This is a genomic window from Achromobacter ruhlandii (assembly GCF_902859695.1).
GTDB lineage: Bacteria > Pseudomonadota > Gammaproteobacteria > Burkholderiales > Burkholderiaceae_B > Achromobacter > Achromobacter ruhlandii.
Window position 1 is genome coordinate 1 of the sequence record NZ_CADIJL010000052.1, and the last position, 23,074, is coordinate 23,074.

Consider the following 23,074-nt stretch of genomic DNA (forward strand, 5'->3'; position numbering starts at 1 on the left):
CGGCGGCGTTGCCGGCCAGATCGCCGCGTCGCTGCAATCGTCCGCCGCCGCGCCGCAAGCGCCCTCCGCGCCGCCCAGCCGTCCGGCCGCCGCGCGCCAGGCGCCCGCCGCGTCCCGACAACCCGGCGAAAAGCCGCTGGCCTCGCCGGCGGTGCGCAAGCGCGCCTGGGACCTGGGCATCGAGCTGCGCTACGTGCACGGTAGCGGCCCGGCCGGCCGCGTCATGCACGAGGACCTGGACGCCTATCTGCAAGGGCAGGGCGCGGCCACGACCGCGCGCGGCCCGGCCTACGCCGAGCGCAACGACGAAGAGCAGGTGCCGGTGATCGGCCTGCGCCGCAAGATCGCGCAGAAGATGGCCGAGTCCAAGCGCCGCATTCCGCATTTCAGCTACGTGGAGGAAATCGACGTCACCGAGCTCGAGGACCTGCGCGTCAGCCTGAACGCGAAGTTCGGCGAGTCGCGCGGCAAGCTGACGCTGCTGCCGCTGCTGGCGCGCGCCATGGTGATCGCGCTGCGCGACTTCCCGCAGATCAACGCCCGCTATGACGACGAGGCCGGCCAGGTGACGCGCTACGGCGCCGTGCATATCGGCATCGCCACGCAGAGCGACGGCGGCCTGATGGTGCCAGTGATGCGCCACGCCGAAACCCGCGACCTGTGGTCGATGGCGGCCGAGATCGGCCGGCTGGCGCAGGCGGTGCGCGCCGGCAGCGCCGGACGCGACGAGCTGTCCGGCTCGACCATCACCATCACCAGCCTGGGGCCGCTGGGCGGCATCGTCACCACGCCGGTCATCAACCATCCCGAGGTCGGCATCGTGGGCGTGAACCGCATCGTCGAGCGGCCCGCCTTCCGCAATGGCGCCGTGGTGGCGCGCAAGCTGATGAACCTGTCGTCCTCGTTCGACCACCGCGTGGTCGACGGCATGGACGCGGCCCGCTTCATCCAGGCCGTGCGCGCGCTGCTGGAACAACCCGCGCTGCTTTTCGTGGAGTAAGCATGAGCCAGACTACCAAGACGACAACCCTGCTGGTGATCGGCGGCGGGCCGGGCGGCTATGTGGCCGCGATCCGCGCCGGGCAACTGGGCGTGCCCACCATCCTGGTCGAGGGCGACCGGCTGGGCGGCACCTGCCTGAACATCGGCTGCATTCCGTCCAAGGCGCTGATCCACGCGGCCGAGGAATTCGACAAGGCGCGCCATTACGCCGGCCAGTCGGCGCTGGGCATCTCGGTGTCGGCGCCCGCCATCGACATCGGCCGCACCGTGGCCTGGAAGGACGGCATCGTCGGCAAGCTGACCGGCGGCGTGGGCGCGCTGCTCAAGAAGAACGGCGTGCAGGTGGTGCACGGCTGGGCCAGCCTGCTGGACGGCAAGACCGTCGAGGTCGAGAGCGCCGACGGCAGCCGCCAGCGCATCCAGTGCGAGCACCTGCTGCTGGCGGCCGGCTCCGAGCCAACGCCGCTGCCCTCGGTGCCGTTCGGCGGCATGGTGGTGTCCTCGACCGAGGCGCTGTCGCCGGCCGACATCCCGAAGAAGCTGGTGGTGGTGGGCGGCGGCTACATCGGCCTGGAGCTGGGCACGGTGTACCGCAAGCTGGGCGCCGAGGTGGCCGTGGTCGAGGCGCAGGACCGCATCCTGCCCACCTATGACGCCGAGCTGACCAAGCCCGTGGCCGCCGCGCTGGCCAAGCTGGGCGTCGAACTGCACCTGGGCCGCAAGGTGCTGGGGCTGAATGGCGCCGGCACCGCGGTGCGGATCCAGGACGCCAGCGGCGCCGAGACCGCGCTGCCCGCCGACCGAGTGCTGATCGCCGTCGGCCGGCGTCCGCGCACGCAGGGCTGGGGCCTGGAAAACCTGCAGCTGGACCGCAAGGGCAACGCACTGCGTATCGACGACCAGTGCCGCACCTCCATGCGCGACGTCTGGGCCATCGGCGACATCGCCGGGGAGCCGATGCTGGCGCACCGCGCCATGGCGCAGGGCGAGATGGTGGCCGAGCTGGTGGCGGGCAAGCGTCGCCACTTCCAGCCGGCCGCGATCCCGGCGGTGTGCTTCACCGATCCCGAAGTCGTGGTGGCCGGCCTGTCGCCGGCCGAGGCCGAAGCGGCCGGGCTGGACTGCCTGGCGGCGTCGTTCCCGTTCGCCGCCAATGGCCGCGCCATGACGCTGGAGTCCACCGACGGTTTCGTGCGGGTGGTGGCCCGTCGCGACAACCACCTGATCGTGGGCTGGCAGGCGGTGGGCCGGGGCGTGTCGGAACTGTCGACGGCGTTCGGCCAGTCGCTCGAAATGGGCGCGACGCTGGAGGACGTGGCGGGCACGATCCACGCCCATCCGACCCTGGGCGAAGCGGTGCAGGAAGCCGCGCTCAAGGCGCTGGGGCACGCGCTGCACATCTAGAAGCTGTCGCGGCGTATCCGGAGCCGTGGTGGTGGGCATCCTGCTCGCCGCCGCGGCTTTTTTTTCCGCCGGGCCGCCCCAAGGCAAAAACGCCCCCTTGGGGGGCAGCGACCCGCGCAGCGGCGGAGCGTGGGGGCTTTTTTTTCCGCCGGGCCGCCCCAAGGCAAAAACGCTCCCTTGGGGGGGCAGCGACCCGCGCAGCGGCGGAGCGTGGGGGGCTCTTTTTGCCGCCGGGTCGCCCCAAGGAAAAAATGCCCCTTGGGGGGTAGCGACGCGCGCAGCGGCGGAGCGTGGGGGGCTATTTTTTCCGCCGGGCCGCCCCAAGGCAAAAACGCCCCCTTGGGGGCAGCGACCGCGTAGCGGCGGAGCGTGGGGGCGGTCCGCTAGCGGCGCGCGTCGATGTAGGGCCGCGCCTGCAGGATGATGATCCTGTCGCCGACCACCGCCCATTCGATATCCTGGTCGACCTGGCCCAGGCGCTGCTTGACCTGCCGGCCGACGGCGGCCAGCCGCGCCACCAGCGCGTCGTTCAGCACCTGGCGCGCGTCCGGCGCGATCGGCACTTCGCGCACGCCGCCGGCGACGTCGGCCACCAACTGCGTGTCCTCGGCCGAGCGGCTCAGCACCTGCACCGCCTTGGACCAGCTCGAATACATCACCTGCTCGGCCTGGCGCTTGCCTTCCACCACCTTGATGCCCAGGCCGCGCTTGGCCGAGATGTAGGTCACGTAGCGGCGGCTGGCGTCGAACGGATCGCGCGTGATCATGACGCCGGAACTGTCGGACGGCGCCGCCAGCTGCACCAGCACGGCCATCACCACCGCGTCCTGGGGGATGCCCGCCGCGCGCCGCGCCTCGTAGGCGTCGAAGTGGTAGACCGAGGCCCACACGGTCTGCACCGCCTTGGCCAGCGCGTCAGGCTGGGTGACGTTGGGCACGGTGGTGTACAGGCCGGCGCCGCTGAAGCCGGGCAGGTCCTCGGAATTGGACGAGCTGCGCACGAACACGCCCGCGCCCTTCAGGCGCGATTGCCACAGCGCGCGCCAGGATTCAGCCTGCGCCGGGTCGACGGCGGCCTGCATGATGTCCTGGCGCAGGGCCGCCAATTCCTTGCGCCGCACTTCGGCGTCGGCCATGAAGTCGGCGCGCTGTTCCAGCGCGGCCACCCGTTGCGCCACGTTCAGCCGCTGCATGAAGGCGGCATATTGCGCGAACGGGATACAGAAGCCGTCCGGCACGCTGGCGGCCGGCGGCAATGCGGAGCGGAGCGCGCCCAGGTTGGCGGCCTTGACGCCGCAGTGGCGGCTGTCGCGCACGGCCAGGGCATCGAGCGGCTTGAGCGCCTGTACCGTCAGGTCCGGCTTGGGCAGTTGCGCGCGCGGCTTGGGCGGCGTGGCCGGCGGCTGGGTGGCGGGCTTGTCGGCGGGTTGCACCCGGTAGTCGTTGCCGCTGACAGTCAGCGTGACCCACTGGCCGTCGTACTGGCGCAGCGCGGTGGTGGCGTCGCGCACGTAGGCGTTGGGAATGCCCCAGCCCTTGGCCAGCAGGTTGACGTGCGACAGCAGCGTGGACGGGCGCTGCGTGATCAGGCCGGCCACGGGCGGGATGGCGATCGGCACTTCGTCCAGCACCACGATGTCGTCGCGTTTGAGGTCGGGCGTGGCGTCGACCGAGGCGACGATGCGCAGCCGGCCCTGCGCGGTGCCGGCGTTCAGCGGCAGGAAGGCTTGTTCGCGCAGCAGCGTTTCCTGGGTCACGAAGGTCAGGCCGGCGGTAGCGGCGGCCTGTTCGTGCAGCGTCGAGTTGGTCTTGAAGCGGACCGGGGCATAGAAGCTTTTGGCGACTACCTCGTCGGCCAGCTTCAGCAGCTCCGGGGTGAGGCGGTCGCCTTCCCAGAATTCATAGGTGTAGCCGGGCAGGTCGCGCTGCCAGCTGAGGGTGCCGAACAGCAGGCGGCGGTTCGGATCCTTGTATTGCGCGGTCAGCGCGGCCTTGTCCTTGCCGGGCAGCAGGCGGCGCTCGCGCGCGAAGGTCTCGTGCAGGCCGTAGCGCGGCGTGTCCAGGTAATGGATGCGGTTGCCGCGCTGGCGGTCGATCACGAACAGCACGTGCGGGATTTCCAGCGGCGTGCCGGCGTTGTAGACGCGCGCCAACTGGCGGAACGCGGCCTCGTCGTCGATGCGCGCCATGAAGGCGGGACCGCCGCGGCGCGCGTCCTCGGCCTTGCGCGCCGCGATCTCCTCGGGGGTCAGCGGCCGGGGCGCCTTGAAGGGCTCGATGACGTTGTTTTCGTACGGCGACGGCTTGCGCGCCGTCTGCGCCTGGGCGGCGGGGAGGGCGGCAAGCGCCAGCAGGCAGGCGGCGGTCAGAACGGCCGGTTGGGACAGGGGCGACGGAAACCAGGACGCGCGCAGGGCTGGCATGGGGCAGGGGCTGAGTGGAAAAGCGCCCATCATAGCGAACCCGTCCCCGCCGCCTGTGCGAGATCCGAAACGAGGAATGACACGCCGTGACAGGTAATTTGTTCCGGTAAGCGTCGCCCAATTCACTGGCATGCCCAACCAGCGGATACGCTCCGAAAGTCCGTCATGGCAGCAGCTAGTGAGGACAACATTCATGCTGACCTATCCCTTCACCCTGACGCTTGATTCCAATCGCACCTGGTTCGTCCGATTTCCAGATATTCCGGAAGCGTTGACAGTGGGTGATGACCAGCAAGAGGCTGCGATCAACGCCCGCGAAGCGCTTGAGGCTGCGCTGGAAATCTACTTCGACGCGCGCCGGCCCATTCCCCTGCCGTCGCCCGTGCTGGCGGGGCAGGCGTCGGTGACCTTGCCGGCGCTGGTGACCAGTAAGGTGTTCCTGTCCAACGAGATGATCCAGCAAGGGGTGCGCAAGGCGGAGTTGGCTCGCCGCATGGGCGTGCACATGCCGCAAGTGGATCGCCTGCTGGATGTGCGGCACGCCTCCCGGATCGATCAGGTCGAGTCGGCGCTGGAGCAGCTTGGACGGCGCTTGGAGGTTTCGCTCGTCTGACGCTCCGTTTGGCGCACACGGCGGCGATTCATGAAAAACGGCCCCGGAAATCCGGGGCCGCCTGTTTTCGAGCGAGGGAACCGCGGGCTTACTGCGCCGCCGTCTCCTGCAGCACGCGGCGGGCTTCCTCGGCCACGCGTTCGGGGGCGGTGCCGCCCACGTGCTTGCGCGCGGCGACCGAGCCTTCCAGTGTCAGCACCTGGTGCACGTCGTCGCCGATGGTCGGGTGATAGGCCTTGAGCTCATCCAGCGACAGGTCGGCCAGGTCGCAGCCGCGCTGTTCGCAGTCGCGCACGGCGTGGGCCACCACTTCGTGGGCGTCGCGGAACGGCACGCCGCGCTTGACCAGGTAGTCGGCCAGGTCGGTGGCGGTGGCAAAGCCCTGCAGCGCGGCGGCGCGCATGTTGTCGGCCTTGACCTTGATGCCGGCGGCCATGTCGGCGAAGATCGTCAGCGTGTCGCGCACGGTGTCGACGGTGTCGAACAGGCCTTCCTTGTCTTCCTGGTTGTCCTTGTTGTAGGCCAGGGGCTGGCCCTTCATCAAGGTCAGCAGGGCGACCAGGTTGCCGTTGACGCGGCCGGTCTTGCCCCGCGCCAGTTCGGGCACGTCGGGGTTCTTCTTCTGCGGCATGATCGAGCTGCCGGTGCAGAAGCGGTCGGCCAGGTCGATGAAGCCGACGCGCGGGCTCATCCACAGCACCAGCTCTTCGGACAGGCGCGAGACGTGCGTCATGATCAGCGCGCCGGCGGCGCAGAACTCGATGGCGAAGTCGCGGTCGGAGACGGCGTCGAGCGAATTGCGGCAGACGCCGTCAAAGCCCAGGGTCTTGGCGACGCGTTCGCGGTCGATCGGGAACGAGGTGCCGGCCAGGGCGGCGGCGCCCAGCGGCAGGCGGTTGACGCGGCGGCGGCAGTCGGCCAGGCGCTCGGCGTCGCGGCCGAACATCTCGGCGTAGGCCAGTAGGTGGTGGCCGAACGTGACGGGCTGGGCCACCTGCAGGTGGGTGAAGCCCGGCATGATGGTGGCGGCGTTGTCCAGCGCCACCGTGGCCAGCGCATGGCGCAACTGGCGCAGCAGGTCGATCAGCGTGTCGATCTCGCCGCGCAGCCACAGGCGGATGTCGGTGGCCACCTGGTCGTTGCGCGAACGGCCGGTGTGCAGGCGCTTGCCGGCATCGCCGACCAGCTCGACCAGACGCTTCTCGATGTTCAGGTGCACGTCTTCGAGGTCGAGCAGCCACTGGAAGCTGCCGGCGTCGATTTCCGACAGGATCTGGGTCATGCCGCGCTGGATGTCGGCCAGGTCCTGGGCGCCGATGATGCCCTGGGCCGCCAGCATGTCGGCGTGCGCCAGCGAACCCTGGATGTCGACGCGCGCCAGGCGCTTGTCGAAGTCCACGGACGCCGTGTAGCGTTTGACGAGTTCGGAAACCGGTTCCGAGAACCGGGCGGACCAGGCCTGCGCCTTGTTGGCGAACTGGTTTTGATCGGGGGAGGGAGTGTTTGCCATGATGGCGGGGATTATAGGGCCTGCCTCGGGCGCCTGACGAATCCGGCGCCCCGCTGTTGCGGCTGGAAACGCGCGGCGGCGCGAGTTGTCGGATAATTCAGGGTCATATCCGGCGGTCTACGGCGTTTTTCGATCGCCGAGCCGCCTAAGGATGAGAACGTCCCCCCGTCACCCGAAAGAGAGCACACGACCTATGCCCATGGAATGGGAACAGCTGGCCACCGAACTCGATACCTATATGCCGCACCAGCCGTGGGCGCAGACGCTGGTCGGCATCGGCGTGCTGATCCTGACGGCGCTGTTCGTCCAGTGGGTGGTCGCGCGGGTGGTGCTGCTGCTGGCGCACCGGCTGCTGGTGGTCAGCGGCCACGAGGACTGGGACAAGGCGCTGCAGCGCCGCCGGGCGTACCAGAACCTGTGGTACGCGGTGCCATTCGCGGTGGTGTCGGTGGGCATCGAGCTGGTGCCGCACGTCGAGAAGGCGGCCACGCTGGTCGGGCGCCTGGCCCACGCCGGCGCCTGGATCTGCGTGTTCGTGGCGTTTTCCGGGGTGCTGAGCGCCTGGCAGGACACCTATTCGGCCACCACCCGGGCGCAGACCCGCTCGATCAAGGGCTATATCCAGATCAGCAAGCTGATCCTGATGGCGGTTTGCACCGTGTTGGTGCTTTCCATCCTGATCGACCGCTCGCCGCTGTGGATGATCTCCGGCCTGGGCGCGCTGTCGGCGGTGCTGCTGCTGGTGTTCAAGGACACGCTGCTGTCGCTGGTGGCCAGCACCCAGCTCACCAGCAACGACATGCTGCGCATCGGCGACTGGATCGAGATGCCGCAGTCCAACGCCGACGGCTTCGTCAAGGACATCGCCCTGCACACCGTCAAGGTGCAGAACTGGGACAACACCGTCACCACGGTGCCGACCTATAAGCTGTTCTCGGAAAGCTACCGCAACTACCGCCACATGTTCGAGTCGGGCGGCCGGCGCATCAAGCGCACCCTGCGCATCGACGCCAGCAGCGTGCGCTTTCTGACCGATGAGGAAGCCCAGCAGTTGATGCGCTTCCGGCTGCTGCACGATTACCTGCGGGTCAAGACCCAGGACATCGCCCAGGCCAACCAGACCATGGGCGAGCTGGCCAGCGTGCCGGCCAACCGCCGCCGCCTGACCAATATCGGCACCTTCCGCGCCTACGGCCTGGCCTATCTGAAGCAGAACCCCGAGGTGCGCCAGGACATGGCGATGATGGTGCGCATGATGGAACCCACCGCCGATGGCATTCCGGTGGAGGTCTATTGCTTCACCGCCGTTACCGCCTGGGTCGAGTACGAACGCATCCAGGGCGACATCTTCGACCATCTGCTGGCGATCCTGCCGGAACTGGGCCTGCGGCTGTACCAGCAGCCGTCCGGCGCGGACATCGGCGCCATGGGCAGCTACCTGCGCGAGGGCGCCGTCCAGGCGGCGCTGGCGGCCGAAGGCGCGCATCACCGGGCCGATCCGGAGCGCCTGGCGCCGCCGTCCGGCGCATGACGCCGTGAGATAATCGCCCGGTAGGATTCCCGGGGCCTGCAGCAGGCCCGTTTCGTGCAGTTCCGTATCAAGGCGCCCCAGGCGATGGATCCGATGTCGAACCCGTTCTTCAACCTGTATTCCCATGGCTTCGCCCGGGTCGCCGTGGGCGTGCCCGAGTGCAAGGTCGCGGACCCGGCCTTCAACGCCGCGCAGACCATCGCGCTGGCGCAGCAGGCGGCCCAGGGCGGCGCCGTGCTGGTGGCGTTCCCCGAACTCGGCCTGTCGGCCTACACCTGCGACGACCTGTTCCACCAGAAGGCCCTGCTGGACGCCTGCGAGGCGGCGCTGGACCAGGTGGCGCGGGCCACGGCCGAACTGGATATCGCCGTCATCGTCGGCGCGCCGCTGCGGGTGGCGCACCAGCTGTACAACTGCGCCGTGGTCATCGCCGGCGGCCGCATCCTGGGCGTGGTGCCCAAGAGTTTCCTGCCCAACTACAGCGAATTCTACGAAGCGCGCCAGTTCAGCGCGGCCGATTGCGCCGTCGCCACCGAGATCCGCCTGCTGGACCAGGCCGTGCCGTTCGGCGCCGAGCTGCTGTTCCAGATGGAAAAGCTGCCGCTGTTCCAGTTCCACGTCGAGATCTGCGAAGACGTCTGGGTGCCGATCCCGCCGTCCTCGTTCGCGGCGCTGGCCGGCGCCACGGTGCTGGTGAACCTGTCGGCCTCGAACATCGTGGTCGGCAAGTCGGCCTACCGCCACCAGCTGGTGGCGCAGCAGTCGGCGCGTTGCCTGGCGGCCTACATGTACACCTCGGCCGGCCGCGGCGAGTCGTCCACCGACCTGGCCTGGGACGGCCAGGCGCTGATCTACGAAAACGGCGAGCTGCTGGGCGAGTCCGAGCGCTTCCTGAACGAATCGCACCTGCTGTTTGCCGACGTCGACCTGGAGCGCCTGTCGCGCGAGCGCATGCACCAGACCACCTTCGGCCAATCGGCGCGCCGTCACCGCGACGAAGTGCGCCAGTTCCGCCTGGTGCCGGTGCCGGTCGCGGCGCCGCTGGAGGACGCCGAGCTGCCGCTGGAGCGGCGCGTGGCGCGCTTTCCGTACGTGCCGGCCGATGCCCGGCGCCGCGACGAGCGCTGCAAGGAGGTCTACAACATCCAGGTGCAGGCGCTGGCGCAGCGGCTCTCGGCCAGCGGCATGTCCAAGGTGGTCATCGGCATCTCGGGTGGGCTGGATTCGACCCACGCGCTGCTGGTCTGCGCCCAGGCCATGGACACGCTGGGGCTGCCGCGCGCCAACATCCTGGCCGTGACCATGCCGGGTTTCGCCACCAGTGCGCGCACGCTGCAGCAGGCGCGCCAGTTGATGGCGGTGGTCGGCTGCACGGCCTCCGAGGTCGACATCCGCCCGAGCTGCCTGCAGATGCTCAAGGACCTTGGCCATCCCTATGCCGAAGGCCAGCCGGTGTACGACATCACCTTCGAGAACGTGCAGGCCGGCGAGCGCACCAACCACCTGTTCCGCATCGCCAATTTCAATAACGCCATCGTCATCGGCACTGGCGACCTGAGCGAGCTGGCGCTGGGCTGGTGCACCTATGGCGTGGGCGACCACATGTCGCACTACAGCGTTAACGCCAGCGTGCCCAAGACGCTGATCACGCACCTGGTGCGCTGGGTGGCCGAGTCCGGCCGCCTGGGCGAGACCGGCGCGGCGGTGCTGCTGGACGTGCTGGGCACGGACGTCAGCCCCGAACTGGTGCCAGGCGGCGATGACGGCAAGCCGACCCAGAAAAGCGAAGACACCATCGGCCCCTACGAGCTGCAGGACTTCAACCTGTACTACACGCTGCGCTACGGCTTCGCGCCGACCAAGGTGGCGTTCCTGGCGCTGGCGGCCTGGCGCGACCGCGATGCCGGCGCCTGGCCGGAAGGCGGCCACGTGGCGCGCAACCAGTACGACCTGGCGGCGATCAAGCGCAACCTGAAGATCTTCCTGGACCGCTTCTTCCGCCTCAGCCAGTTCAAGCGCACCTGCGTGCCGAACGCGCCCAAGGTGGGCTCGGGCGGGTCGCTGTCGCCGCGCGGCGACTGGCGCGCGCCGAGCGATTCCGAGTCGGTGGTGTGGATGCGCGACGCCGACCGGATTCCGGACGAGGCGCCGCCGGGCTGAGCCGTATTCGGGTTTTCCCGGCAATGGCGGACGGGCCGGTTGGCCCCCGGCGCCGGTGGTATTCTCTCAATCATTGCGCCTGGGTCCGATAGTGTTCGAGGCCGGGCGCCGCAACAGACCGCACAATCAGGACGACCAACGTGAAACAAGTCACCGCCATCATCAAACCCTTCAAGCTCGACGAAGTCCGCGAGGCGCTGGCCGAGGTCGGCGTCAGCGGGCTGACCGTGACCGAAGTGAAGGGCTTCGGGCGCCAGAAGGGGCATACCGAGCTGTATCGCGGGGCGGAGTATGTGGTGGATTTCCTGCCGAAGATCCGCGTCGAGGTGGTGCTGCCGGATGATCAGGTCGAGGCGGCGATCGAGGCGGTGGTGAAGGCGGCTCGGACCGGGAAGATCGGGGATGGCAAGATTTTCGTGACGCCGGTCGAGCAGGCCATCCGGATTCGGACGGGGGAGAGCGACGAAGAGGCGCTTTGAGTTTGCGTTTGAATCGCTTGGGTTGGATGTCGGGGTGGCCGTAAGGGTCGCCCCGAAGTTTTTTGCGGTAGTGGTTTTTTCTTGGGTCGCCCGGCGCGCAGGCGGGACGGATGCGGGCGCCAACGATTGCGGTCCGGAGCGTTCGCTCCGGACTTCCCCGTTGTCATCTTCGTCCAGGCCTGCGGCCTTCCCTTCAGATTCCCTCGGGCGCATCGACGGCGCCCGCATCCGTCCCGCCTGCGCGCCGAGCTGGCGCCTTTGAGAATTGACGCGCTGCTGTGGTGGTGGCTTGCGGGGGAGCTTGCGGGGCCCGCAAACTGTGGCCGCGCGGGCGGCCGCAGTTTGCATACGCTGTGGTGGGGCGGCGGGGTGTTGTCGCTTCGCGCGGGTGGGGAGAGAGAACTGTAGGGCGGTGGCTTTTGGGAAGCCGCTTTTTTTCTTTGGCGTTCACTTTTCTGTTTTTCCGCGCGCTGTTATTCCAGCTGTTCCGCGGCGTGCCAATGCGCGGGTTGGCGGTTGTTCGATTCCTTGTTATGGATTCCCTGAGGCCCGCGGCTTGGACGCGGGCCTTTTCTTTTTGTGCGCCTAGCGGATCAGCTGGTTCATTTCCAGGATCGGCATCATCACGGCCAGCACGATCAGGAGGACGAAGCCGCCCATCAGCAGGATCAGGGCGGGTTCCAGCAGGGCGGTCATGGCCATGGCGCGGCGTTCGAGGTCGCGCGACAGGTTCTGCGCGCCACGGTCCAGCAGTTCGGGGAGCTGGCCGGTCTTTTCGCCGCTGGCGATCAGGTGGATGAGCAGCGAGGGGAAGGCTTTCTGCGCGGCCAGCGAGGCCGACAGGGACGCGCCTTCGCGCACGCGCGCGGCGGCTTCGTCGACGGCGCCGCGCAGCACGTCGTTGCCGAGGGTGCGGCGGGCGGCGTCCAGGGCGGTGAGCAGGGCGACGCCGCTGCCGCAGAGAATGGCCAGGGTCGAGGCGAAGCGCGCGGCGTTGACGCCGAGCACGAAGCGGCCGGCCAGGGGCAGGCGCAACACGCGGGCGTGCCAGGCGCGGCGCGCGGCGGGCACGCGCAGGGAGTAGCGCCACAGCACGATGGCCAGCGCGATGGCGGCGCCGGTTGCCAGGCCCCAGTCGCGCACGTAGTCCGACAGCGCCAGCATGATGCGGGTCAGCAGCGGCAATTGCTGCTTGGCGTGGTTGAAGGCCGACACCACCTGTGGCACCACGTAGCCCAGCAGGAAGATCACGATGATGACGGAGACGCAGGCCACCACGGCGGGATAGATGAACGCCGTCATGACCTTGCTGCGCAGCGTGTTGCGCTCTTCGATGTAGTCCGCCAGTTTTTCCATGACCTGCGCCAGATCGCCGGATTCCTCGCCGGCGCCGATCAGCGCACGGTAGATCTCGGGAAAGTCGCGCGGGCGCGAGGCCAGCGCGGCGGACAGGCGATGGCCGGCGCGTACGTCGTCGCGCACGCCTTCGAGCGTGGCGGCGATGTGCTTTTTCTCGGCCTGTTCGAGCGTGGCGCTGAGCGCGGCGTCCAGCGGCAGGCGGGCGGCCAGCAGGCTGGCGAGCTGGCGCGTGAGCCAGGCCAGATCGGCATCGGACAGGCGCGTGCGCAGCGCGGCGCCCAGGCCTTCGACGCGCGCGGCGGGGGAGGTGGACAGGGGCAGCAGGCCGCGGCCGCGCAACTGGTTGCGGGCGCCGCGCTCGCTGTCGGCGTCGATCGTGCCCTGCACGATTTTGCCGAGCGCGTCAGTCGCTTCGTAACGAAAGGATGGCATGGTGGGAAGGTGGCTCGGGCCCGCGCCGCTTGGCGGAAAGGCCCGTAAATCAAGGCTTTGCAGCCCGTCACCTTGCCTTTGGATTATGACCGTAGTGTTGCAGTGTCACCCCGTATACTCCGACGCGCTTTCACGTTTTTTCACACGACTTCACGTCTCAGGCATATCTCGTCATGCGTCATATCGCGCAACTCAGCCTTGCGGTCTTGCTCGCGGCAAGCCAACTCGGACCCGCGGCCGGCCAGGCCTATGCTCAACAGGCGGACAATCGCGTCAGCCTGAACTTCGTCGACACGGACATCCCTGCCGTGCTGCGTGCGCTGTCGTTGTTCACCAAGCGCAATTTCCTGGTGGATCCCCGCGTGAAAGGCAAGCTCACGCTGGTGTCGGACCGGCCGGTCGACAGCGGACAGGCGCTGTCGATGCTGACCGGCGCGCTGCGGCTGCAGGGCTTCGCGATCGTCGAGGTGGACGGCGTGACGCGCGTGGTGCCCGAGGCCGACGCCAAGCTGCAAGGCAGCGCGGTGGTGGGCGATCCGCGGCCGGCGCCCGCCGCCGGCGGCGCGGGCAAGGCGCCTGTGTCGGTCGCGGACTTCGCGCGCGGCCGCTCGGGCAACAGCGGCGAGATGCTGACGCGGGTGTTCCCGCTGAAGTACGAGAACGCGGCCAACCTGGTGCCGGTGCTGCGCCCGATGGTGCCGCCGAACAATCCCATCAATGCGTACCCGGGCAATAACACGCTGGTGGTGACTGACTATGCCGACAACCTGGATCGCATCGCCGCGGTGATCGCCCGCATCGACGTGCCCAGTTCGATCGACACCGACGTGGTGCCGGTGCGTTCGGGCATCGCGTCGGACATCGCCGTCCTGGCCTCGCAATTGCTGGACACGCAGAGCAGCGATCCGACCCAGCGCATCGCCGTGGTGGCGGACCCGCGCAGCAACAGCGTGCTGATCCGCGCGGGCAGCCCGGCCCGCACGCGACTGGCGCGCGACCTGATCATGAAGCTGGACGCGCAGCAGAACCGCGCCGGCAATCTGCACGTGGTCTACATGCGCAATGCGCAGGCCACCCGCATCGCCGAAGTGCTGGGCGGCCTGCTGGCCGGTCAGGCCAACGCGGCGCCGGGCTCCAGCCCCAATGGCGGCGCCGGCGGCGGCATCGGGCAGACCGGCGGCAACCGCCCGGCGCAATCCTCCGCCAGCGCCAACAACACCGGCCTGGGCATGTCCGGCTCGTCGAACAGCGCCGGCAACGCCAAGGGCGGATTGTCGGGGGACCAGGAACGCATCGCGCGCGACGATTCCGGCAACCAGGCCGTGTCGTATTCCGCCGGCGGCGCCACCATCCAGGCGGACCCGGCCACCAACTCGTTGATCATCGCGGCGCCCGAGCCGCTGTACCGCAGCCTGCGCGAAGTGATCGACCAGCTCGACCAGCGCCGCGCGCAGGTGCTGGTGGAGAGCCTGATCGTCGAGGTCAGCGAACAGGCGGCCGCCGAATTCGGTATCCAGTGGATGACCGGCGCGGGCAACATCAACAGCGGCGGCACCAGCTTCATCGGCGGCACCAATCTGGGCGGCAGCGGCTTGTCGGGCACCGGTCCGACCTCGATCGACGCGCTCGGCAGCGGCCTGAGCCTGGGCGTGGTCAAGGGCACGGTCGACGTGCTGGGCAACAAGGTGATCAACCTGGGCGTGCTGGCGCGGGCGATGCAGAACACCGGCGAAGCCAACATCCTTTCCACGCCGAACCTGCTGACGCTGGACAACCAGTCTGCCAGCATCCTGGTGGGCAAGACGGTGCCCTTCGTGACCGGCCAGTACGTCACCAACGGCGGCAACAACAACAACCCGTTCCAGACCATCCAGCGCGAGGACGTGGGCCTGAAGCTGAACATCCGGCCGCAGATCTCCGAAGGCGGCGCGGTCAAGCTGGACATCTACCAGGAAGTCAGCAGCATCGATGAGAGCCGTTCGACGCCGACCACCGGCATCGTCACCAACAAGCGCGCCATCGACACCAGCGTGCTGATCGACGACGGCCAGATCATCGTGCTGGGCGGCCTGCTGGAAGACAACGTGACGCTGACCTCCAACAATGTGCCGGGCCTGAGTTCGATTCCGGTGCTGGGGTCGCTGTTCAAGTACGACAGCCGCAAGCGCACCAAGACCAACCTGATGGTGTTCCTGCGGCCCTACGTGGTGCGCGATGCGCGCCAGAGCGCCAGCGTGACGATGGACCGCTACGACTACATGCGCCGCGCCCAGGGCGTCGCGCAGCCGGGCGATCACTGGCTGCTGCCCAACATGCAGGCGCCCATGCTGCCGCCGCCGGGCTCGGCGCCGTCGGTGTCCAACAACGTCTACGACATGCGGCCCGATCAGTTGGCGGACACGATGCGGCGTCCGCCGCCCGCCACGGTGGAATCGTTCGCGGTGCGCCAGTATCCGGCGGCGCGCCAGACCAGCGATCCGTCGCTGCCGATCCGCGCCAACCTGCCGCTGGGCGTGAGCGTGGCGCGCGACCCGGCTTCGCTCTACGGCGAAGTCGACAAGACCAGCGCGACCCTGCAGTTCGCCTCGGTCAAGACGCGCGGCGAGGCCGATCGCATCGTCCAGCGGGTCCAGGCCAGCGGCCTGCAGGCCTACGTGCAGGCCGGCCCGGGCGGCATGGGCTATGTGGTGCGCAGCCAGGTGTCCAAGGATCCCGGCACCATCTCCACGGCCACCTCGCTGCTGCGCGAGCTGGGCTACAAGGGCGAACTGGTCTCGCATCTATGAGCGCGCATCCCTTGCCGTACGCGTGGGCGCGGGCGCAGCGGGCGGTGCTGTCGCTGCGCGCGGGTCATGCGCAACTGACCGTGAGCCCGCGCACGCCGGAATGGGCGGTGCGCGAGATCCGGCGCTGCCACGGCGACATCGCCGTGACGCGGGTCGACGACGAGGCGCTGGAAACGCTGCTGGCGGCGGCCTACAGCCATGCCGAGGACGCCGCCTCGGTGATGGGCGTGGCCGAGAACGAGATCGACCTGGACCGCTTGCTGCAGGATATGCCGGAGGTGGCCGACCTGCTGGACGCGCAGGACGACGCGCCGGTGATCCGCATGATCAACGCGCTGTTCGCCCAGGCGGCGCGCGATGGCGCCAGCGATATCCACATCGAGCCATTCGAGACCCATTCGGTGGTGCGCTACCGCGTCGATGGCACGCTGCGCGACGTGGTCTCGCCGCGCAAGGCGCTGCACGCGGCGCTGATTTCGCGCATCAAGATCATGGCGCACCTGGACATCGCCGAAAAGCGCCTGCCGCAGGACGGCCGCATCGCGCTGCGCGTGGGCGGCCGGCCGATCGACGTGCGGGTGTCGACCCTGCCCACCGGCCACGGCGAGCGCGCGGTGCTGCGCCTGCTGGACAAGGAAGCTGGCCGGCTGCAGCTGGAAAAGCTGGGCATGGCGCCTGGCGTGCTGCGCCAGCTCGACCGCCTGATCCGCCAGCCGCACGGCATCGTGCTGGTGACAGGGCCCACCGGCAGCGGCAAGACCACCACGCTGTACGCGGCGCTGAGCCGGCTGGACGCCTCCACCAGCAACATCCTGACCGTGGAAGACCCGATCGAGTACGACCTGCCCGGCATCAGCCAGACCCAGGTCAACGCCAAGATCGACATGAGTTTCGCGCTGGCGCTGCGCGCCATCCTGCGCCAGGATCCGGACGTCATCATGATTGGCGAGATCCGCGACCTGGAGACCGCGCAGATCGCGGTGCAGGCATCCTTGACGGGTCACCTGGTGCTGGCCACGCTGCACACCAACGACGCGGTGTCGGCGGTGACCCGCCTGACCGACATGGGCGTGGAGCCGTTCCTGCTGTCCTCGTCGCTGCTGGGCGTGCTGGCCCAGCGGCTGGTGCGCAAGCTGTGCCCGGCCTGCAAGAAGCCGGCGATGCAGGACGGCGAGCGGGTGTTCCTGCCGGTCGGCTGCGAGGCGTGCAACCACACCGGCTACGCCGGCCGTTCCGGCATTCATGAACTGTTCACGGTCGACGACGAGGCGCGCCGCCTGATCCACGAAGGCAGCGACGAACGCGAGTTGCGCCGCGCGGCCAGCGCCGCCGGCATGCTCAGCATGCGCGAGGATGGCGCGCGCTGGGTGCAAAGCGGTGAAACCTCGCCCGAGGAGATCCTGCGGGTGACGCGCGACGCCTAGTGTGCGGCCGGCTACCGCGCCACGCGGTTCAGGGCGCGACCGCGCCCGGCTTGCCCGGCGCCCGCGCGCAGGCGTCGGCGATGCGGCGCAGGTCCGCGCTGGACAAGGCGCCGAGCTGGCCCTCGCAGATGCGGGCCTGACGGGTCGCCACCGTGAAGGGCAGGGCGCCGCCCCGGTTGCCAGCGGCGCGCATCAGGGCGACGACATTGCCGCCGGGGCGCAGCACCGGCAGGCGGACGTCATGGCGCCGCGCGAATTCGGTGGCGGCGGCCGGGGCGTCGGTGCTGACCAGCAGCACCGTCCACGCCGGATGGGCGTCGGCGAAGCGCTGCAGCCGTGGCAGCTCGGTGACGCACGGCGGGCAATCGCGGCTCCAGAAATTGACCAGCACCGGCCCTTCCAGGGATGCCAGCCGCACGAAGCGGCCGCCGTCCAGGGTGGGCAGGGAGAAGTCCCAGGCTCGACCCGCCGGCGGGCGCGAGACCGGCCGTGGCTGGGCGCTGGCGATCGCCGTCGCCGCGCACAGGGCCAGGCAGGTCCATGGCAGACGGCGCATCAGAAGCTCAGCCGGGTGCCGGCATACAGGTAGCGGCCGCGGCTGGGGCCCCACAGCTGGGTGACGTCGAGGTCGCCATCGCCGTTGACGAACAGCGGGCTTTCCTTGTCTGACTGCTTGTAGTCGAACAGGTTGTCGACCCCGGCATAGAGCGTGAAGTGCTTGTTGACAGCGTATTCGCCGCGCAGGTCGAGGGTGAAGAAGCCGGGGCTTTTTTCGCGCTTGGGCGTGCCGTCCAGGTTGTAGCGATCCTGCCGGCCCGAGCCGTCGTCATGGAACTTGCGCAGGTTCATCGGGCCGGTCCAGACCAGCTTGGCGTTGAAGTCGAAATCGCCGCGGTCGTAGTCCAGGCCCAGGTAGGCCTTGGCGTTGGGACGCGCGAAGATCAGCGTCTTGGCGGGGAAGCGGTAGTTGAACGCCTCGGCCGCCGCCATCACGCTCAGGGCCGGCGTCAGCAGGTAGGACATCGTCAGGTCCACGCCCTGCACGATGACGGGCTCGCGGGAGCTGGAGAACAGCGTGATGTCGTTGCCGTCCGCATCGTGCCGGTCGGGGTCGAGCATGGCGAAGTTCTTGATGCGGTTGTAGTTGTACGAGCCGGTCACGGCGAGGCGGTCGTCGGCGTAGTTGAGCGCGTAGCTGGCGTTGAGCGATTCTTCGGGCTTGCTGATCTGGCGGTCGATGCGGATGGTGTTGAGGATGCCGTGTTCCTGCTCGAAGAAGCTGGTGGGCGCGCGGAAGCCCTTGCCGACGCTGACGCGGCTGGAAAGCCGGTCGTTGTGGTGGTACAGCGCGTTCAGGCGCGGCGAGGTGATGCCGCCGAAGACGTTGTGGCGGTCATAGCGCACCGAGCCGTTGATCTCTAGTGCGTCGTCCAGCAGCGCGCGGTAGGCCTGCACGAACAGGGCCGGAGTGCGGTAGGTGTAGTCGTCGACGCCGCTTACCGGGGTGCCGTCTTCCATGCTGCCGTGGCTTCTCAGGTCTTCGTAGCGCAGGTTGGCGCCCAGGGTGGTCAGCCAGCCCGCGATGGGCGTCTGCCAGCTGGCCTCGGCGTAATACTGCTTCTGGCGGGCGATGTAGGTGGCCAGCTCGTAGAAGCTGTCCTGCTTGTGCTCGGCCGCGCCCACGGCCAGGCGCAGCAGGCTGTCGCCAAAGCGCTTTTCGCCGGTGGAGATGAACTGCACGCGGTCGGTGAAGATGATCTCGGACATGCCGCCACGGCCGCCGCGGTCGCCGCCCGGGCCCTTGTCGTAGGCGATGATGGCGCCGTCCGCCGGGTCGACCCAGCCGTCGCGGTCGGGCGAGCCATGCACGCCGCCGCGCCAGTCGAAGGGGTTGCCCGTGGTGCTGTGCTTGATGGCGGAATAGTCGGTGCCGAGTGCCCCGCCGCCGCGCTTTTCGTTGACCACGTCGAGCCGGCCGCGCACCTTGAAGCCGCCGGCGTCGTCCAGGAAGAAGCCGATGCCGCCCAGGCGGCGGTCGTAGCCGGTGTATTCGGAGATGCCGTTGTGGTCGGCGTCGACGGAGTCGTGCTTGTTGTAGTTCAGCGTCGCGGTGATGGCGCCGCCGTCGAACGGCCGCGCGAGGTAGGCGTCGCCCTGGCGCGCCCCATAGCTGCCGATCTGCGCGCGGGCGCGGTTCTCGGCCTCGGTGGGGCGCTTGGTGACGATGTTGACCGAGCCGGACAGGGCCTCGGGGGCGATCAGGCTGGCGCCGGCGCCGCGCGCCACGTCGATGCGTTCGACGCCGTAGACGCTGACGCTGTCCAGTCCGTAGGCCGACGATACCGAGGAGAAGATCGGCACGCCGTCGATCATCAGCGTGGTGTAGCGGCCGGGCAGGTTGTTGAGCAGGATGTTGCGCACGTTGCAGATCGAGCATTCGACCTGGACCGCGATGCCGGGGTTCTTGTCGAGCGCCTCGTTGACGTTGGTGGCGCCGGCCTTGGCAATGGCGCGTTCGCTGATGGATTCGGTCTTGACGAGTTCGTCGCGCAGGGCGCCGGGCCGCATCGAGCCCTGGTTGGAGCGGTCGATGACGGTGATCGGGGCAAGCGTGGGCGCCGCGTCGGCGGCAGCCGCGTTCTGTATCGGGGCGGTCCAGGCGGCGGCCAGGGCCGCGGCCAGCGTGGCGAATCGGAGGCGGGAGCGGGGAGGGAAGACGGAAGGCATGGCGGAGGGCATCGGATGGTCGGGTTCCAGGAAAGGCGGCCACGGCCGGGGCGGCGAGCCCCGGCCGTGATGCGTTCAGTTGAGACAGGAGCCGGCCGTGGCGATGTCGCGCGTCGTGGCCCGGGATGCGGACCGGAGCGGCGGCGCGGGGGGACGCGCGGAGAGATGCGCGGGACGTGCGCGGGGCGAATACGACATGGGGAGACGAACGAAAACGACGGCTGCAAAAATCATTCAAAACGTTATGTTTTATGAATTTTTGCGTCAATCGAGAGACAGTCCGAGATCACGCGGGCGTGTCCGCGAGCGGGCTGCTGCGCGGTCTACGCAGGGCGGAAACGATGCAGACTCCGCGGCGTCGCCGAGGACGCCGCGGAGTCTGCGACTCAGTCTGACAAAGACGGCTTCGTGGCCGGCGTGCAACAGGACGCCGGTCCGGCGCTACTTGTCGGTGCCGAAGATCACCGTGTCGTTGTTGCGGCGGCCCAGCGTCGACATGAGGCCGTCGAGCGCGCCGCGGTCGGCTTCGCTGGCGCCAGGCGCGAACGTGGCCTGGCCCTGGAAGCGCACGCCGCGGGCGGTCACGCTGCCCTGGCCGGTGACCGCCAGCGGACCGCTTTCGGTGCTGAGCGCCAGCGTGGCGCCGGCGCGCCCGTTGCCGCGCACCCGCAGCACGTAGGTCCCCACCGGCGCCACGGGCGACAGGGCGGTGGCGGCATCGCGCCAGCGCAGTTCGGCCAGCGGCGCATCGGGCAGGGCGCCGCCCAGCCGCAGCGCCTGCCACTGTATTTCCAGCAGGCCCTCGGGCGCCAGCGTGTTCCAGGGCGCGCCCAGCGCCGGCAGCACCGTGGCAGGCAGGCGCAGCGATTGCGCCGACAGGCTGATGCCGTTCCAGCCCAGGCCGGCGCGCACCGGGCCCTGCAGCCAGGGGTGCGACAGTTCCAGCGACAGCGATGACCAGCGCCATTGCCAGCGCAGGGTCTGGGGCAGCATGCGGCGCGCCCCTGGCGGACCCAGCGCGATCCAGGCGCTGCCGTCCCAGATCGTGCCGCCAGCATCGGCCAGCGCCACCGGCGCATCGGCGGGCAGGCAGGCCAGCAGCCAGCGCGCCGGCAGCACGGCGGCCGCGGCGATCGCGGCGCTGGCGGTGCAGGCCAGCGCCAGGCCGGTGCCTTTGGGCAGGCGGGGCAGGCGCATCAGGATCGCGCCTGGCGGGCGGGCAGGACCAGCGTCACGCTGCCGTTGACCAGGCCGGGCAGCGGCCGGCCATTGGCGTTGGCGGCGCGCGTCAGGTCGGCCTTGCCGACCGTCAGCCCCCAGTCGCCGGCAATGTTCTCCAGCCACCGCAGCAGCGCCGAGGCGGGCACTTCGGTCAGCGCCAGCGTCACGCTGTCGCCCTGGCCGGGGGCTTCCAGCTTCCAGTGATCGGCCGGCAGGCCGGCGCGCGCCAGGCTGGCGCCGATGTCGGCCGCGGCAGGCAGCGTGGCGGCGGGCGCGGCGGCCTGGTTGCGCAGCCCGGCCGCCTGGCGGGTCAGGTCGGCTACGGCGGCGGCCTGGCCGCGCAGCCGTGGCAGTTCCTCGCGCAGCTTGCGCACCGAATCGAGCGCCGGCTCGACCAGGATGGTGAAGACCAGCGCCAGCCCCAGCAGGACGCCGGCGCTGTTGATCAGCCGGCGTTCACGCGGGGCCAGGGCCTGGTAGCGCTGGCGCGCGCGATCGGCGGCGGGGGCCAGGGGGGTGAGGGCGGCGCGCCAGGCGGCGCTCAGGCGTTCGATCGGTTTCATGGTTGGCTGCGCGTGATGCGCCAGGTGTTGTCGGTGTCGCCGCGTTCCAGTTTCAGGCCCTGGGCCGCGGCCTGCTGGATCAGCGCCGGGGTTTCGGCGACGCGCTGGGCCTGGGCGCCGGCGTCAGCCAGTTGCAAAGTCAGCGCCTGGTCGCCGTACGACAGCCGCGCGACGTTGTCGGCGGCGAAGGGCAGGGTCTGGGCCGCGGCCCGCGCCAGCGGCAGGAAATCGCCGGCGGTGGCAGCGCCGCGGCGATTCTGCAAGGCGTCCAGCCCCTGCCGCGCCTGGCGCGCCGGATCCAGCACCACCGGGATGTCGGGAAAGGCCGCCAGCACCTGGCGCCGCATGTCTTCGCGCAGCGCCTTGGCCTCGCCGCGCATCTGGGCGGCGTGCAGGTTCAGCCCGCCGATCCAGACCACGGCGGCGGCCGCGCCCCAGCGCCACACAGGCCGCCAGCGCGAGACGCGCGCCGGCGCCAGCTGCGGCATGGCCAGCGACCAGGAGGGCGAGGGCGCGAGCCAGCGCGGGTCGGCGGGATCGCGCAGCGGCGCGGCTTCGCCGGGCGCCAGCGTCTGCGGCGCGATCAGGGCGTGGGCGCGCAGGCCCTGGGCGTTCAGCAGGCTCCAGGCGCGGCGCACGGGTTCGCGCGGCGCCCAGGCCAGCGGCACCTGGCCATCGGCGCCGCGCGGGCCGTGGCCGATGGCCAGGTCGTCCAGGTCGCTCAATACCAGCGGTTCGAGCGCGCCGCGCACGGCGGCGGCGAAGCGGGCCTTGGCCACGGCGGGCACCTGTACGGTGGCGGCGATTACGTCGCCGGGATGCAGCACGGCTTCGCAGGCCGCCTGCGGGTAGGCCTGGCCGAGGGCATGCAGCGGCAGTTCGCCCTGGCGCGCGCAGCGGCCGCGGCGGTCGAACCAGGCATAGGGCAGCAAGGATCCCGGACCGAGTTCGGCCAGGGGGACCAGTGCGATGCGCAGGGAATTCTTCAAGGGTTTTCTCTCGTCCAGATAGTGTCGGGCGCGGCCGGCGGGGCGCTGCGTATCAGCGCCTGCATCGAGACGCGGGCCCGTTCGTACACGACCGCGCCGCTGGCCATGAACCAGCCGCTGGCCGTGGTCACGGCCGGCACCGGGCCCTTGACGCCGGTGGCGGCCAGGCGGTTCGCGAAGTCGCCGCTGTTGTTGAACCAGTTGCCGCGGTCGCGTTCGCCGGTCAGCGCGCGCGCCTGGCTCAGCGACAGGCCGGGCACCAGCGCCGCCACGACTTCGGGCGGCGCCGTATTGACGTTGACGCTGGTGGCCACGGGCAGCACCGTCATGGTGCGCCGCAGTTCGTTGCGCACGGCCGGCTCCAGCCCCAGCAGCGCGCTGACGTCGTCGATGCCGCGCGGCAGCGGCGCGCGCGCGTCGGGGGACGACCCGCCCTGCGCTGGCGTGGGCG

Annotated in this window: 17 protein-coding genes; 8 read left to right on the forward strand and 9 right to left on the reverse strand. The window is 69.7% G+C overall.

From position 1 onward, the window contains the following. Both HV742_RS30460 and lpdA read left to right on the forward strand, forming a co-directional pair. Positions 1-1,000, forward strand: a 1,000-nt coding sequence (locus tag HV742_RS30460; RefSeq protein WP_254601305.1) for a dihydrolipoamide acetyltransferase family protein, incomplete at its 5' end; no start/stop codon positions are given. Between the two features lie 2 nt (positions 1,001-1,002). After that, the gene (lpdA, locus tag HV742_RS30465) at positions 1,003-2,406 is read left to right on the forward strand and encodes a dihydrolipoyl dehydrogenase (protein WP_068958412.1); all 1,404 of its coding nucleotides are present in this window, start codon (positions 1,003-1,005) and stop codon (positions 2,404-2,406) included. A 383-nt stretch (positions 2,407-2,789) separates the two neighbouring features. Here the strand turns inward: lpdA and HV742_RS30470 are convergent, their stop codons facing one another. Continuing rightward, entirely contained in the window at positions 2,790-4,829 is a 2,040-nt protein-coding gene (locus HV742_RS30470; protein WP_175147152.1) for a PEP/pyruvate-binding domain-containing protein, read from the reverse strand. Between the two features lie 193 nt (positions 4,830-5,022). On the opposite strand from HV742_RS30470, the gene HV742_RS30475 reads away from it, so the two are divergent. After that, entirely contained in the window at positions 5,023-5,442 is a 420-nt protein-coding gene (locus HV742_RS30475) for a type II toxin-antitoxin system HicB family antitoxin (RefSeq protein ID WP_054432032.1), read from the forward strand. Between the two features lie 88 nt (positions 5,443-5,530). Here the strand turns inward: HV742_RS30475 and argH are convergent, their stop codons facing one another. Then, complete coding sequence (gene argH, locus HV742_RS30480; RefSeq protein WP_020927273.1) at positions 5,531-6,952, reverse strand: argininosuccinate lyase; 1,422 nt, start codon at positions 6,950-6,952, stop codon at positions 5,531-5,533. A gap of 199 nt (positions 6,953-7,151) precedes the next feature. On the opposite strand from argH, the gene HV742_RS30485 reads away from it, so the two are divergent. The 3 genes from HV742_RS30485 to HV742_RS30495 all read left to right on the forward strand — a co-directional run bounded on the left by HV742_RS30485 (position 7,152) and on the right by HV742_RS30495 (position 11,122). Next, complete coding sequence (locus tag HV742_RS30485) at positions 7,152-8,483, forward strand: mechanosensitive ion channel family protein (protein WP_054504113.1); 1,332 nt, start codon at positions 7,152-7,154, stop codon at positions 8,481-8,483. Positions 8,484-8,576: 93 nt separating this feature from the next. After that, positions 8,577-10,643: an NAD(+) synthase gene (locus HV742_RS30490; RefSeq protein WP_175147159.1), complete on the forward strand. Its 2,067-nt coding sequence runs from the start codon at positions 8,577-8,579 to the stop codon at positions 10,641-10,643. Positions 10,644-10,783: 140 nt separating this feature from the next. Beyond that, positions 10,784-11,122: a P-II family nitrogen regulator gene (locus tag HV742_RS30495; protein WP_006386376.1), complete on the forward strand. Its 339-nt coding sequence runs from the start codon at positions 10,784-10,786 to the stop codon at positions 11,120-11,122. Positions 11,123-11,707: 585 nt separating this feature from the next. Here HV742_RS30495 and gspF read toward each other — a convergent pair. Continuing rightward, positions 11,708-12,913, reverse strand: coding sequence for a type II secretion system inner membrane protein GspF (gene gspF, locus HV742_RS30500; protein ID WP_175147153.1), 1,206 nt, complete (start codon positions 12,911-12,913; stop codon positions 11,708-11,710). A gap of 173 nt (positions 12,914-13,086) precedes the next feature. Here gspF and gspD point away from each other — a divergent pair, with 173 nt between their 5' ends. Next, entirely contained in the window at positions 13,087-15,699 is a 2,613-nt protein-coding gene (gene gspD / locus HV742_RS30505; protein ID WP_175147154.1) for a type II secretion system secretin GspD, read from the forward strand. Beyond that, on the forward strand, positions 15,696-17,123 hold the full coding sequence (gene gspE, locus HV742_RS30510; protein ID WP_175147155.1) for a type II secretion system ATPase GspE: 1,428 nt from the start codon (positions 15,696-15,698) through the stop codon (positions 17,121-17,123). Before gspD ends, gspE begins: the two co-directional genes overlap by 4 nt. Before the next feature lie 28 nt (positions 17,124-17,151). On the opposite strand, the gene HV742_RS30515 is transcribed toward gspE, so the two are convergent. The 6 genes from HV742_RS30515 to HV742_RS30540 form a co-directional block, all read right to left on the reverse strand. Next, positions 17,152-17,679: a TlpA family protein disulfide reductase gene (locus tag HV742_RS30515; RefSeq protein ID WP_100502515.1), complete on the reverse strand. Its 528-nt coding sequence runs from the start codon at positions 17,677-17,679 to the stop codon at positions 17,152-17,154. Next, the gene (locus tag HV742_RS30520) at positions 17,679-19,850 is read right to left on the reverse strand and encodes a TonB-dependent receptor plug domain-containing protein (protein WP_254601307.1); all 2,172 of its coding nucleotides are present in this window, start codon (positions 19,848-19,850) and stop codon (positions 17,679-17,681) included. Before HV742_RS30520 ends, HV742_RS30515 begins: the two co-directional genes overlap by 1 nt. A 441-nt stretch (positions 19,851-20,291) precedes the next feature. Continuing rightward, entirely contained in the window at positions 20,292-21,047 is a 756-nt protein-coding gene (gene gspN, locus HV742_RS30525) for a type II secretion system protein N (protein ID WP_175147157.1), read from the reverse strand. Beyond that, positions 21,047-21,634, reverse strand: coding sequence for a type II secretion system protein M (locus HV742_RS30530; protein ID WP_100502517.1), 588 nt, complete (start codon positions 21,632-21,634; stop codon positions 21,047-21,049). The genes gspN and HV742_RS30530 overlap by 1 nt, the downstream gene beginning before the upstream one ends. Beyond that, the gene (gspL, locus tag HV742_RS30535) at positions 21,631-22,623 is read right to left on the reverse strand and encodes a type II secretion system protein GspL (RefSeq protein WP_068950234.1); all 993 of its coding nucleotides are present in this window, start codon (positions 22,621-22,623) and stop codon (positions 21,631-21,633) included. Before gspL ends, HV742_RS30530 begins: the two co-directional genes overlap by 4 nt. After that, positions 22,620-23,074, reverse strand: a 455-nt coding sequence (locus HV742_RS30540; RefSeq protein WP_175147158.1) for a type II secretion system protein GspK, incomplete at its 5' end; no start/stop codon positions are given. The genes gspL and HV742_RS30540, both read right to left, overlap by 4 nt.